The organism is Pedobacter nanyangensis, from assembly GCF_003313505.1.
In the GTDB taxonomy this organism is placed as follows: domain Bacteria; phylum Bacteroidota; class Bacteroidia; order Sphingobacteriales; family Sphingobacteriaceae; genus Pedobacter; species Pedobacter nanyangensis.
On record NZ_QMHO01000012.1, the window covers coordinates 1 to 14,446 of the forward strand.

Genomic DNA, 14,446 nt, shown 5'->3' on the forward strand with positions numbered 1-14,446 from the left:
TCATTACAAGTCCTTGCCTCGCTTTACTCGGCTGTGGGCTTTCCATTACAATCGGGTTTAATAAACCTGGTTTCCATGAGCAAAAAGTATAAACCTTGTCCATAAATTCAGGTTTAAGACCTCGAAGAGGTCAAATATTTATAAAAATAGGCCTCTTTGTGTACGACTCCTACGGAGTCGCATGATTTCGCGTACATATTTCTCTATAAGGATTGAAATCCTTCGGATTTTCGCTTCTCTAATGGTGGGTGATAATACAGGGTGCTAGTTTAATTTTGTAATGGATGATGACAGTACAAGCCATAAGCTCATCTACTGATCGTCATTATAAAAACATCAAATTCTATTTTTGAGAAGCAATGTTCGTCAGCTTTTCATCGCAGCATTAGTCCCGCTCATTACAAGTCCTCGTTCGCTAGGCTCACTGTGGGCTTTCCGTTACTATCGGCTTTAGTTAACGACCTACTGGCTCATAAAAACATCAAAGCACCCAGTCTTCGCATTCTTTGCGAATACTTGTAAAACCTTTGCGGTTAAATAATCTGTTATCGCAAAGAAAAGGAAAAGTTCCGCTAAGAACGCAAAGAAGAAAATTTAAAATCGCCCAGTCCATTTCACTCAAAACTGATACGTTTTTCTGAAAATTCAAGTAGTATTTTCCAACTTTTCGAAAACATTCATAAAATTTTCATTTCTCAAATAAAAATTATTTAACTGAAAATCAACTACTTAATATGTATTGAAAAATAATTTATAGTACTATGTATTGCATAGTACATTATTAAACATATATCTTTGTATTATGATAGCAGAGAATACGCAAACCCAAATGCGCAAAGGCATACTCGAATACTGTGTGCTTTTAATCATCTCCCGAGGAGAGATTTATGCGTCCGATATAATTGCCGAGCTGAAGCGGGCAAAACTACTGGTAGTGGAGGGTACCTTATATCCTCTCCTAACTCGTTTAAAAAACAATGGTTTACTGAGCTATAACTGGGTCGAATCAACCTCGGGGCCACCACGTAAATATTATGTGCTTACACCAGAAGGCCGCCAAATATTAACCCAACTAGATACCACCTGGCAGGAACTGGTTTACGCCATTACCACCTCGCAGCAAGGAGCTAACCCAACAACACAACAATAAACAAAAAACAAACGCCAGTGGCCCGCCACTATAAAGAATAAGACCATGAACAAAACAATCATCATTAACATAGGCAACTCCATCATCCACATTGAGGAAGAAGCTTATGAAATATTAATGGTTTATCTTAACGAAATTAAACAGCATTTTGCCAAAAGTGCCGACGATTTTGAAATTGTTAAGGACATTGAAAACCGCATTGCGGAAATGTTTGCAGAAATATTGCAAAAAGCACAAAAACAAGTAATTGACGTTGCCGATGTACAAGGTGTAATTGCACAAATGGGCAGTGTACAGGATTTTGTTGGCGAAGAGGAGGAGGAAGTGAAAGTTGACAGCCAGTTTGGCAACTACCACAGCCCCAAAAAACTATACCGTGATACCGACGAGGGTGTGATTGCCGGGGTATGTGCCGGGCTATCCCATTACCTTAATATGGAAGCACGCTGGCTGCGCCTAGCTTTTTTTCTACTTACTTTTGTAGCTGGTACAGGAATTTTGGTTTACCTGATCCTCTGGATTGCCATTCCAAGAGCCGCAACCCGCTCAGAGCGAATGGAAATGAAAGGCGAAGCCACCAATTTATATGGCTATAAAAAGAGCTTTGACGAAGAGCTTGCCGCTTTAAAGGCCAACATGAAATCAGCCAATGACCATTTAGCACCGGTGGTCAAAAAATCGGGCAACTTCATTAGCAACATCATCAAAATGTTTGGCCGATTGATCAGGGGCATTTTTAAGATCTGCGGAAAGGGTATTGCCATTTTTATCATCGTATTTGGCTTTGGCTGCTTAATTGGCCTAATTATTTTATTGGGGATGCTACTTGGCTTTTGGGACGATAGCGCTTACCAAGCCTTTCCGCTAAGTGTGATCAACACCCCTTTTAGAGAAGGCGTGATCATTAATGCCTTCCTTACCTTTTTCATCCCTATTTTGGCTTTGGTGCTTTTTGCACTAAAAGTGATCAATAACCGAATCGAAATCAGCAAGTACATGTGGTTTGCCTTGTTGGTTTTATGGTTGATAGGCACTGGCTCATCGGCCTACTACATTGCCAAAATTTTGGGCGAATTTAAGGACGAAGCAGAGCTTGTGCAGCAAACAGAGCTTAAACAGTACCAAACCTATGTTATTGATGTGGATAAAAGCATGGTTTTTAACCGGGAAGACAGTATCCGCTACCATTTACAGGAAATGAACATGGGCAACAGGATTATTGTAGACAGCTATGACGGTGGCATGTTTAGAGATCCGAGGAGCGTTAGTTTCGAAATTGCCAAAAGTCACGATAATAAGGCTTCTATTACCGCCACCTACGAAGCTCAGGGCAGGGATTTCCAAACTGCATTGAACCACGTTCAAAACATCAACTACAAATTTGTGCAAAAAGACTCGTCATTAGTATTTAGCCCCAACATACAGTTTAAGAAAAACATGCCTTGGCGTAGCCAACGTGTACATCTGTTGTTAAAAATACCGGTAGGCAGCCGAGTACTCATCAATGAGAACACGCACAGGTATTGGAGTTTTTATCAGTACTACTGGTGCCGCGATAACCGTGGAGATTACAACGAACCTTATCGCGAATCTATCATGACCGAAGAAGGCTTGAAGTGCAGCTACGATCTTGAGCACCCTGAAGAAACCAAAAAACCATAAACATAGTCAGGTATCAGTAAACAAAAAAACGCTGGAGTTTACTGATACCTAAACAATTTATAACCAAAATTTTATCCCCGTAAAATACCCCCAAAAAAGGGGGACGGATACCGTATTGCTTAAAAAATGACCGGATACTAGCAATGGCAAAAGCATCTATAAGCCATTGATCCCTAAAGAGAAAAAATCATGAAAAAAATATTACTACTAATGACATGCCTAATGGCGTGGGGAGCTTCCTTTGCCCAAAAAAAAGGAAATATCAGTGGCAAAATTGTTACTGAAACCAATGAGGCACTGCCCTACTGCTTGATCAAACTGATCGCGGTAACAGATAGCAACAAGCAGCTTGAAGCATCGGCAAACCTGGATGGTCTTTACCAATTCCAAAACATTGGTGAAGGCCAATATTGGCTAAGGGTAAAGATGGTAGGCTACCAAACCTATAGCAGCCAAAAATTCAATTTCACGGGAACTGACCTGCAACTTCCGGCAGTTAAAATGCAAAGCACCAGCAAGCAGCTGAAAGAGGTGAGTGTAGTGGGCCAAAAACCTTTTGTAGAGCGCAGGGCAGACAAAACTGTTTTAAACGTAGAAAATAATATTACTGCGGCCGGCAATAGTGTTTTGGAACTTTTGGAAAAAGCGCCCGGCATTACCATAGACCGCCAGAATGACCAAATTAAGCTGAATAACAAAGCAGGCATTACCATTATGATAGATGGCAAAACCAATTATCTTTCTGGAGCCGACATTACCACGGTATTGAGCAACATGACCAGTGATCAGGTGGGGAGTATTGAACTGATTACCAATCCTTCTTCTAAATATGATGCGGCAGGCAATGCGGGCATCATCAACATCAAACTAAAAAGAAACAAGAATTTGGGCACCAACGGCAGCGCAGTACTAAATACCGGATGGGGAACCGTTAAAAATGGCCCCAATAACCTGTACCGTCACAGCGCCAACCTTAATTTAAACCACAGGACTGAACAGTGGAACATTTTTGGCAATTCTACTTATAATACCCGCACCGGCTTTAACCAAACCTTGCTCGCTAGAACCGCTAATACGCCTGCAATGCGTACCACTTTCGACCAATCTTTTAATCGCAAGCAAAAAAGCCCGGGCTACTCGGCCAAAGTTGGCGCCGATTATTATGCCTCCAAAAAAACCGTAATGGGCTTAATGGTTGATTTCTTTGATGCCAAAAACGAAACCAACGGTTTAAGCAATGCAGATGTTAATGAATACCAAGCCAACACACATACCCTAAGCTATACTAAACAGCAAAATGGCAACAAAAATAAAATGCAGAATTTAACTGCCAACTTCAACATCAAACATGATTTGCCCAAGGCTGATGCCAACATTACCTTCGACCTTGATTACGCCAACTATAGCCTAGACCGAAATGACAACTTTGACACCCGCTACCTTAATGTAGCCCTGGAAGAAACAGACAACGCCAGTTTGCGCAATATCATTGACGCCAAAATAAATGTTGTTGCCGCTAAAACCGATTTCTCATGGCCTTTTTCCAAAAGCTTGAAACTGGAAGCGGGGCTAAAAAGCAGTTTCGTAAATACGAATAACGATTTCGTTTCCGAACAACTGAACAATGGTGTTTGGGCTGATCAGTTGGGCCGCTCAAACCTTTTTATCTACAAAGAAAATATCAATGCGGCTTATACAAATCTTTCGCAAAACTGGAAAAAATGGCAAGTACAGCTTGGCCTCAGGGCTGAACATACCCATAGTAAGGGTCATTCGGTGACCAGCAATAAAATTGTTGACCGCAACTATGTATCCTTATTCCCTTCCATCTTTATTAAACAGGAACTCAACAAAAACCATAGCTTTAATTATTCCTACAGCCGCCGAATTGACCGCCCAAGCTATCAGCAACTGAACCCCTTTGTACAATACCTGGATCCTTTCACCCTCGACAGCGGAAATCCTTACCTCAATGCTCAGTTTACCCATAACATTGAGTTTGCCTACAATTTCAAGGAATTTTCGCTTTCGTTTAACTACGCCAATGTAAAGGGGATGATTACGCAAGTGAGCCGACAAAATGACCTCACCAAACAAATAGAGGTTCAGCGCCAAAACTTCGGCCATGCCAACTTGTACAATGCCAATTTGTTTGTGCCCATCAAATTCACCAAGCAATGGAGCATGCAAAGTAACTTCTCGGCCATTTATCAGGATTATGAAGATGGAACGCTAACAGGTGCACAATTTCAAAAATCTAAGGTTTCCTTCAATTTCAACACTTCACAGTCGTTTACATTTTCCAAAACATTTAGGGCCGAGTTGAGCTTCTGGTACGACTCGCCTAGGATAAGGGGCGTAGAAGAAACCACCATTGCACAGTATGCGCTCAATTTGGGATTACAAAAAAGCTTGATGCAAAACCGTTTGAAACTACGTTTAGGTGTAGATGATATCCTGAATACCAACTATTGGGAAGGCCAAATGAAATATCAAAATGTGGATATGTATATCACCAACCACTATGTTAACCGCAGGGCTACCCTTAGTGTCAACTACAGTTTTGGCAACCAACAGGTAAAATCAGCCCGGAACCGAAAAACAGCACTTGACGACATCAAAGGCCGTACCGGCGGATAAAAGAAAATTTAACATATTAGCAATGAAAAAAATAATGTTATTCATGGTTTTGGCAACCTTAATTTATGCCTGCAACCAAGGCCGTACATCTGTTAAAGTAAGTAAAACAGCTACACGTTACGAAATGACAGCCATATATCCGGAACGAAAAACGGCAAGTGTACTGTTGGCACTAAAGGATTCCTTTAAAGATCAAGATACCTTGCTGCTGAATAAAAATCTTGGCACTGGAAAAGAATTGAGCCTGGCCAACGGAGCTGTTTTTTACCTGCGCTTTAACCCAGGAAAACTGGAAATGGAATTTTTAAATGCAAAGAATGACCAAAAAGGCTTTGATTTTTTTGATAAGCTGGTGCGGGAGGTTAAAAGTGCGGTAAATTAAAAGCAATAGGAAACTATCTTAGCTTTTGAACCATTAAGGCATGAAGAGATATGAAGCTTTTAGAGGCCTCGTTTTAATGCTCTTAATTCCTTAATGGTTTTTGATACCAGCGTTAGGGGTTTAACATAAAACTATTTCACTACGTACCTAATCACATGGCGGCCTACGTTCCCGTTTTTATCTATCCCTTCAACCACCACTTTGTAGTTACCCTTACCATCAGCGTTGTTAAATTCAAAACTGATATTTCCTTTCTCGTCGGTCACAAGTTTAGGGTTCCAATAAATGGTAGTTCTTAAATCGTTACTGGTTACTGGGGCATTTGGGCCGTACTTTGGCGAATAAAACTCTCGTTCTTTGCTATACCCCTGTGGGTTATATTTTATTTCATACTTTTTCGGAATCATCTCCAAAAAATCCTGCTTCGAAATCTTTTCACCTTTAGGTGCTTTTTTGGTATTGATCACCAGCACGCCACGGGTTCCGTACATGCGGTCTACGGTACCAAGCGGGTCGTTCAGGAAAACCTCTATCGATTCAACATCAGGCGCATTAACCGTATTGATGGCATTGGCATCCACAAACATACCATTCAAGAAAATAGCCACGGCCACTCGGGTACCCGCATTATAATCCCTGGTGATATAAAATTTTTGTTCCTGAAAATCGTAGGTTAAACTAGGGATCTGAGTTTTCAAGCACTCCAGCAACATATTACACCCTTCCAGGCGGGCCCCTTCAATAAAACGATCAGGGACTTGGCTCAAGCCCGATAGCGCCGGATGATCCGCATGGCTAGGCCGCTTAATTGCTCCACCTTTAATTTCCACGGTTTTGAGGGTGCGCATGAAACGGTATTGTCTTTGGCTGTTGCTCAGGTACGAAGACATTGCGGTATCGATATTCTCGACCTCATCAGGTGCATGCAAATTGGTTCCCCTGGCGGCACTTGGCACGCCGTCCAGCATGATCATCAAATTATTATAGTTGGGATTATAGCGTGCGCTGATCACCACCTGCGACGAGTCGGGAAATACCAGGTCCTTAAAGTTAAACACGCCCACGTTACTGGTAGTGGTTTGGGCCGAAATAGGTTTTCCCGTTACCATCATTCGCATAGCACCTTTTTTAATGGGCATCCCGGTAAGGTCTCTTAAAGTACCCGAAATGCTGATGCCCTGCTCTGGCAGTAAAAATATTTTGGGATAGCGCCCAGCCAATATTTCCTTATAGGCAAACTTGCGGTAGCCCTGGGTCAACATCAGCTTGTCCAGTTCGCCCAATTTCTTTTCGTCTGTTTTATTGAAATAGTAGTTGGGTTTTTCCACGTAGCCCTTCAAATCCGAAGTAAGCAATAGCGAGCTCAGTATAGTTGTTTCATTGTTCTCGTCGCTGGGCACCTTGCTCTCGTCGGTTACGCTTACCGAAAAATCCCCCACCACAGGCTGTCCCTTACTTTTGGCGTCCAAACTAACCTTCACCTTTTGCCTAGGTTTATAAGCTGGCAAATCTGTTTTGAGGGCCAGGTTGATTGCATCGGGATGCAGTACAAACACTAAACGCTCGCTAATCGGTTCGCTTCTTTCGTTAAAAAGCGTAAGCTGCGCAATCCCCGAAGGAAAATTCTGTTTCGGAATTTTAACCGTAATCACCTGGCTTTTCAGGTTCATTTGCGCCCCGTAGGCCACGCTATTGCTATTTTGGCCCACCAGGTAAAACGTTTTCTCTTTATTAGCTTCAAAAAATGCCGTACTGGCCAAAATACGGAGGTTAATCATATCTGTAGCAGCCGGGCTACTTACCTGTAAAGTAATGCCATCAACAGCCTTAGGCATTTCTACCATCTTGCTCATGCCGTCTTTACTGGTATATTTCACCTTATAGCTCTTGCCAGCCTCCGGCGATACAAAGAAACTTCCAATGCCGGCAAAAGTAGCGGCAAAAGTACCCACTTCGTTATTCTGTTCGTCCAAAATACTGCCCTTTACATCGGTTCCCAGGCCGTTTGGCAGCACCGCCTTAAAGCCCACCTGGTTTGGGATGCCCAAAATAAGCTCGCCGCCCTCGGGGAACAGCTGAAAATCAATCCCATTATCATTTTGCCTGATATTGAAACTAGCGCTCGCCAATTCCTTATCGGCCATGGTCACATCGGCCACCAAGGTGCCCTTCTTAATGGGATCTCCCGCTTTGCTCGTTACCGTTACCGTAAGATATCCATTGGCGTCAGTAGTACCGCGGCCACTGCTAAACACATCATAGTTATGGAAAAGGCGCCAATTAACCGTTCTATTGGCCAGTGGCTTTTTGCTCGTGTCCTTAAACTGTATACGTGCCGTAGTTTTAATGCCCTTATCCGCAGGCGCATTGGTATAGCTAATATTGGTCAGCAGCTGCTTGTCAATAGCCTCGCCTATCAAAATATTTTTGGAGAAAAAATAATCCGCATCAAAATTGAGCATCCATAACGTATAAGCCCTCACATAATAATTGCCCTGTTTGTAGGTATTCATTGGCAGCGGGATATTGCCATAGGCCACACTGTTTTTTACGGGCAGCTTTACCGATTGCACCAACGAATCAACCGCATTGTACAGCTCCACGTAAACAATTTTGCTCAATGGCGATGGCAGCGTGCCCTGTGCCGTCACATAAGCCTTAAACCAAATAGTATCGGCCACGGCATAATAGGGCTTATCAAAATGCAGGTACACTTTTTCAAGCGGCTGCTCCTCGTTAAGGCGTTTGGTTTTATTGATAATGGTATTAAGAGTGGCGGTATCTTGCTGGGCGTATGCCCATGTGGTGCTAAGGCAAAACAACAACACCAATATTTTAACTACTTTCATTAATAAACGGTTTGCTTAGTGCTACGAGTGCTAAATATAGGATTTATTGCCCAACCGTACCGCTATTGCAGCCAAGTTTAACAAAATTTTACATTCCCCAAAATACCAGCATTAGTCCAAGCCTTACATCCCTTGCAAAGACAGTATATTGAACTTGTGCCCATCAGGGTCGGCAAAAGCACAAAAATAATAACCTCCGTACCTTCCTGGTTCCTGAAAAATATCGGCCCCTGCCTTGCGGGCAACTTCGGCCCAGTCGTCTACTTCCTCGTCGCTATCCGCCGCAAGGCTAAAAATCACCTCGTTGCCCTCCTTTGCCAAGGCAAATGTTCCCTGCATGTTGGCCAACAGCACATCCTTTTGAAAAAAATGGATGATAAAATTGTCATCGCCAAACAGAAAGCTGGCCAAATCTGCCGCGTTATTGTGACCATTGGGCCTAAAGCCTAATTGGGCATAAAAAGTTCTGGTACGTTCTACGTCCTGCACCGCCAGGTTAGCCCAAATTCTTTTTGTTTTCATGTACTATATGATTAAGGTATTAAGCTAACACCTCTCAACCGGGATTTGTTTAGGTGCACCAGTTGGAACTGTTAAACATCGAGGCAATAAAAAGACCGTAATACCAAAACGGCACCATTTGTTTGTTTTAATCGGCCTCCCCGCACCAAACGTGCCGATATTTTTCATCAGGTAGTTCTAGCTTTTCAAGGAAGCTTGTATAATTCTTGATCCCGAAAGGCATACATCTAATTCCTATGAATAATCTTTAGTTGGTTACACAGCGGAGATGACACAGAATGCCAACTCAAAAAAATTGGTTTACAGCAACTTGTTTTTCCAAAAAAAATATAGAAATAAAAATGCCTCCAAAGATCTATTGAAGGCATTTTAGGTTAATGTCGGGATGACTGGATTCGAACCAGCGACCACTAGCACCCCATGCTAGTACGCTACCGGACTGCGCTACATCCCGATGGTGCATAAAGCACCAGTATCTTAAGCGGCCTTTTTCCTTTTGTTTTCGGTATAACCCGCAAAACCAAGGCAGAGGATCAATAAAACAGTACCTGCCAATGAAATTTTCTCCCCTACGTAATAGGATTTAGGCTCAAATTTAAATTCCACTTTGTGGTTGCCTGCCTCCAACTGTGCGGCACGCAGCACATAATCGGCCCTAAAATAAGGTTTTTGTACGCCATCTACATACATATTCCAACCTTTATCGTAATAAATTTCTGAAAATACGGCAATTACATCCCGTGGGGCACTGTAGCTATATTCGATATGATCAGGGTGGTATTTCTCCATTTTAATGAACGCACTTGGATCAGCCCCCAAACGGGTTGTGTCCAATAATTTTTTGTACTGCTGATCCACAATTGCTTCAACCTTAGGATCAAAACTGCTGATAGCTTTCATTTCCTCATCAGCATTTTTCACGAACTGCACACTTTTTACCAGCCAGGCATTACCTAGGGCAGTGGTATTTCTGGTCATGCGGTATGATCCATTTTCAGGGTCTTGGGTAATGAAGTATCTGGCATTCAGCATATCCAGCACATCCTGGTTCACGCTTTTGCTAAACTGGTGCTGGATCAATTCATCGTATCTCTTCAATTTGGCTGCATGGTATCCTCCAATGGTTTTATGGAAGTTAGAAGTGCTTGCATCGTTGAAAGTATTGATGGTTTGGTCAAAAACGCGGTAGTTGGGATCCTTATCCCCGGTAATTAAAAGGTCAATATCCTTAGGTTGGAAATAATTAGCCAGCGTTGATTTGCTTTCGAAGTTTTTGTTGTTCAAATACTTGCGGTCAACTTGCCACATATCAATTAAAACAGCAAAGGCCAGCAAACCAAAGGCCAGCTGTGTATTTAATTTTTTAGTGATAAAGGCCCAAACAATGCCATAGCCAATTGCCACAAACAAAAAGGCTCTTATGGCATCAGCCCTGGCAATGGCAATCCTATCCATTACAAGTGCATTGGCCAACTTTTGCGCTGCGGTGGCATTGTTTTGCAAGGCTTGTGTTAAAGCTTTTACAATATCAGCATGGTTGCTTGTTTTAAAGCTGAAGAACAACGTTGGTACAATGGCTACAATTAGGGCAAAGCCTCCAGTAATTGCGGCCGACCAGGTTAGTTTTTTCACCAGTTCCTTTTGTTCCAATTTGCTTTCTTGCGCTTCCTTTAAGGCAAGGAAAGCCAAAATAGGCACCATTAGCCCTACCACGGCCAAAATTGATTCAACTGCCCTGAACTTGTTATAAAGTGGGAAGTAATTGAAAAACAGGTCGGACACCAATGGGAAGTTTTTACCAAAGGATAGCAGCATGAACAATACGGTGGTCGCTAAAATCCACCATTTGATGCGGCTACGTACAATGAACAGGCCAAAGATGTATAAAAAGCATACAATGGCTCCAAAGTAATACCCTCCAGAAGTTCCTGGCTTTTCGCCCCAATATTCCTGCATGTTAAATCCACCTGCTAATTGCTGGATGATTTGTGTAGTTTGTGTTGGGTCGCCACCGGAAAAATCAGCCGCCACCGCTTTGTACATGTTGCTTTCTGGCTTTACCAGTTCGTCAATACCCGATGCGCCGCCATAAAGGTTAGGGATCAGGAAAGTAAAGCTTTCGCCCACGCCCTGGCTCCACATGTAAGCATAATCTTTACTCATGCCCGCTTTTTCCTTGGTTGCAGAGGTATCGGTAAGGTTAGATTTGCCTCTGTTGGTTTCTGCGGCATACTCCGAGGTAGTCCACAACAAGCTGGCATTAATCATTACCGCTAAAACCACCGAGCCAGCCAGGTAGCCAATGGCCTTGCCAAAAGCTGGCAGGGTTTTGTTTTTATAAGCTTGATATAGCTCTATTCCTACCAAAATCAGCAAAGAAAGGAACAGATAATAAGTCATTTGAACGTGGTTTGCCCTAATTTCCAAAGCCAAAAACAGGGCCGTTAAGCTGGCGCCCAACAAATAGCGGCCACGCAGGGTCATGAAGATACTGGCAATAATAGGCGCAAAAAAGCCAATTGCCAAGGCTTTATTACTGTGCCCTGTAGCAATTAATACAAAGTTGTAAGTGGTAAAAGCAAAGGCTATGGCCCCTGCTGCTGCCAACCATGGATTTACTTTTAACGTAATAAAAAGGAAATAAGCCCCAACCAATAAAAGTAATACGGTACCTACCGGATTTGGCAGTGCCTTGGTAATTAAGGCAATACCATAGGTAGCTCCGTTGTAGGCATATTGCACCCAAATTTGATAAGCTGGCATACCGCCAAACATTTGGTTGGTCCAAAGTGGTCCCTTGCCATCTTTCTCTTTATACTCCATGATTTCTTTTTGCATGGCCTTTGATTGGATGACATCGCTTTGCGCTGGTGCCTTACCTTGTAAAACAGGACTGAAATAGATAAAGCAGATAACTACAAATGCTGCTAGAATGGCAATATGAATACCGTTTTTGTTTAACCAATTGTTCATTAAGGTTATTTTAATTTTAAACTAAGTGTCAAAAATAGAAATTTGATACAGATTTGGAAGAAAAACTTTGCCTACCCAAAAGCTTAGAGCTTGTTGGCCTGCATCCAGTTTTTCAAGCGCTCAAACCAGTCGTCGTTGGTTGTTTTATTGTACAGCCCAAAGCCATGCCCCCCTGCTTGGTAAATATGCATTTCGGCGGGAACGTTATTTTTTACCAAGGCTTCGTTGTACCGCAAGCTGTTTTGTACGGGAACCGTTTTGTCGCTATTGGCATGTATCAAAAAAGCTGGAGGTGTTTGGGCTGTAACTTGCCTTTCTGAAGAAAAGTATTTTTTTTGTTCTTCTGTGGGTTTTTCTCCCAACAAGTTTTTTACCGAGCCGGCATGGGTGTTTGTGCCAAAAGTAATTACCGGATAAATTAAGATAGAGAAACTGGGCCTTAAACTGATGTTCTCTTGGTTGTCAATTTTCATATCGGCAAAATGGGTGCTTGCGGCAGAGGCCAAATGGCCGCCGGCCGAAAAGCCCATGATACCTACTTTATTGGGATCAATGCTCCATAGTGCTGCATTTTTCCGGACCAGGTAAATGGCTTGCAGGGCATCTTGCAAAGGTCCCATGCTTTTATCCTTCATAATCAAATCGCTTGGCAGGCGGTATTTCAGTACAAAAGCGGTTACCCCCATTTCTTGAAATTTCCTGGCCACGTCGTGTCCTTCCTTGTCGATAGCCAAAATGCCATAACCACCGCCTGGACAAATAATCACTGCGGTGCCCGTTGGTGATGCAGGCTGATAAACATATAGTTCAGGTTTGGACACCTTACTGGTTCTCACAACCTTGTCTTCGCGGGTAGTGGTTTCCTCTACATAATCGGCCGGGGTAGGTTTTGCGCCCGGGATAGCGCCTCCATATAATGAAATTGCCTGTTGGGCATTCGAATTAGTTGCTACAAATAGCAAAAATGTTAATAGTCCGAAATTCCGAAACGTGGAAGATATGGTCATTGTTATTTGTTTATGAGTTAAATTGGTCAGGACAAAATTGCACCCGTAAATCTAATATCGTAATTCCTGTTAAAATTCCATCAAATAAGCTTTTAAAAACTCGTTGATATCGCCGTTTAGCACGGCATCTGGATTAGAAGTTTGGTAATTGGTCCGATGGTCTTTCACTCGCCGATCATCCAGTACGTAGCTTCTAATTTGCGAACCCCACTCGATTTTCTTTTTGCTTCCTTCAATGGCCGCTGTAGCTTCCATGCGTTTACGCATTTCTATTTCGTACAACTGCGATTTCAATAAACGGATAGCGTTTTCTTTATTCTGTAATTGCGACCTGGATTCTTGGTTTTTAATGATAATGCCCGATGGTTTGTGGTATAAGCGCACAGCGGTTTCCACTTTATTTACGTTCTGTCCACCGGCTCCACCCGATCTGAAAGTTTCAAATTCAATATCGGCAGGGTTAATTTCTATTTCGATGGTATCATCTACCAGGGGATAAACATACACCGAGGCAAAAGAAGTGTGGCGGCGTGCATTGGAATCGAACGGGGAGATCCGTACCAAACGATGTACGCCATTTTCGCCCTTTAAATAACCGTAGGCAAATTCGCCGCTAATTTCCAAGGTTACGGTTTTAACGCCGGCAACATCTCCTTCTTGATAATCCTGCTCACTAACCTTGTAGCCATTTTTTTCGGCCCACATAATGTACATCCGCATGAGCATACTGGCCCAGTCGCAACTTTCGGTACCGCCAGCGCCTGCAGTAATCTGCAATACGGCATTTAGCTGATCTTCCTTGCTGTTCAGCATGTTTTTCAGCTCAAGTTCCTCTACCGTTTTTAAAGCTTGCTGGTATTGGGCTTCTACTTCTTCTTCCGTGGCATCGCCGCTTTGTTGGAAATCATAGAGCACAGCAGTATCCTCGTACGCTGCATTAGCCTGTGCAAATCCCTCGGTCCATTTCTTTTTAGTGCTAATTTGGGCTAATAGCTGTTCTGCTTTTTTAGGGTTGTCCCAAAAGTTAGGGTCGAGGGTAACTTTTTCCTCCTCGCTTATTTGGTATAAAAGTTCATCAACGTCAAAGATGCCTCCTCAGAGAAGCTAGTCTATCTCTTAAATCCTGCAACTGTTCTTTAGTCATAAGGGCAAATATAGGAATTTTACCTGCTAAGACATTTTATAAACCGTTGAGAAATTAAGATGATTGGAAAACTTCATGCCCCTTAGCTCCTTCATGGTTCAAAGCTAAAATGTTGTA

At 42.7% G+C, this 14,446-nt stretch carries 9 protein-coding genes and 1 tRNA gene; 4 read left to right on the forward strand and 6 right to left on the reverse strand.

Features of this window, described 5'->3' with window-relative positions; genetic code table 11:
- Positions 1–802 precede the first annotated feature (802 nt).
- From DUT71_RS16465 to DUT71_RS16480, 4 genes are all read left to right on the forward strand, one after another.
- Entirely contained in the window at positions 803–1,150 is a 348-nt protein-coding gene (locus DUT71_RS16465; protein ID WP_113663644.1) for a PadR family transcriptional regulator, read from the forward strand.
- A 45-nt stretch (positions 1,151–1,195) separates the two neighbouring features.
- Positions 1,196–2,812 carry a PspC domain-containing protein gene (locus DUT71_RS16470; RefSeq protein WP_113663645.1) on the forward strand — a complete coding sequence of 539 codons (1,617 nt, stop codon included), beginning with the start codon at positions 1,196–1,198 and terminating at the stop codon, positions 2,810–2,812.
- A gap of 189 nt (positions 2,813–3,001) precedes the next feature.
- Positions 3,002–5,452, forward strand: a complete 2,451-nt coding sequence (locus tag DUT71_RS16475) for an outer membrane beta-barrel family protein (RefSeq protein ID WP_113663646.1) — start codon at positions 3,002–3,004, stop codon at positions 5,450–5,452.
- Between the two features lie 22 nt (positions 5,453–5,474).
- Positions 5,475–5,834, forward strand: coding sequence for a hypothetical protein (locus DUT71_RS16480; protein WP_113663647.1), 360 nt, complete (start codon positions 5,475–5,477; stop codon positions 5,832–5,834).
- Positions 5,835–5,965: 131 nt separating this feature from the next.
- Here the strand turns inward: DUT71_RS16480 and DUT71_RS16485 are convergent, their stop codons facing one another.
- The 6 genes from DUT71_RS16485 to prfB all read right to left on the reverse strand — a co-directional run bounded on the left by DUT71_RS16485 (position 5,966) and on the right by prfB (position 14,329).
- Positions 5,966–8,683, reverse strand: coding sequence for an Ig-like domain-containing protein (locus tag DUT71_RS16485; protein WP_113663648.1), 2,718 nt, complete (start codon positions 8,681–8,683; stop codon positions 5,966–5,968).
- A 123-nt stretch (positions 8,684–8,806) separates the two neighbouring features.
- Entirely contained in the window at positions 8,807–9,205 is a 399-nt protein-coding gene (locus DUT71_RS16490) for a VOC family protein (RefSeq protein ID WP_113663649.1), read from the reverse strand.
- Between the two features lie 380 nt (positions 9,206–9,585).
- Positions 9,586–9,659: transfer RNA gene (locus DUT71_RS16495), tRNA-Pro, on the reverse strand.
- A 23-nt stretch (positions 9,660–9,682) separates the two neighbouring features.
- The gene (locus tag DUT71_RS16500; RefSeq protein ID WP_113663650.1) at positions 9,683–12,178 is read right to left on the reverse strand and encodes a YfhO family protein; all 2,496 of its coding nucleotides are present in this window, start codon (positions 12,176–12,178) and stop codon (positions 9,683–9,685) included.
- Between the two features lie 83 nt (positions 12,179–12,261).
- Positions 12,262–13,185 (reverse strand): alpha/beta hydrolase, encoded by a 924-nt coding sequence (locus DUT71_RS16505; protein ID WP_113663651.1) that lies wholly within the window; start codon positions 13,183–13,185, stop codon positions 12,262–12,264.
- A gap of 69 nt (positions 13,186–13,254) precedes the next feature.
- Positions 13,255–14,329 (reverse strand): peptide chain release factor 2 gene (gene prfB, locus DUT71_RS16510; RefSeq protein WP_113663652.1). Its coding sequence is split into 2 segments (ribosomal slippage): positions 13,255–14,268 and positions 14,270–14,329, totalling 1,074 coding nucleotides; the frame shifts between segments, so codons are not numbered across the junction.
- Between the last annotated feature and the right edge of the window lie 117 nt (positions 14,330–14,446).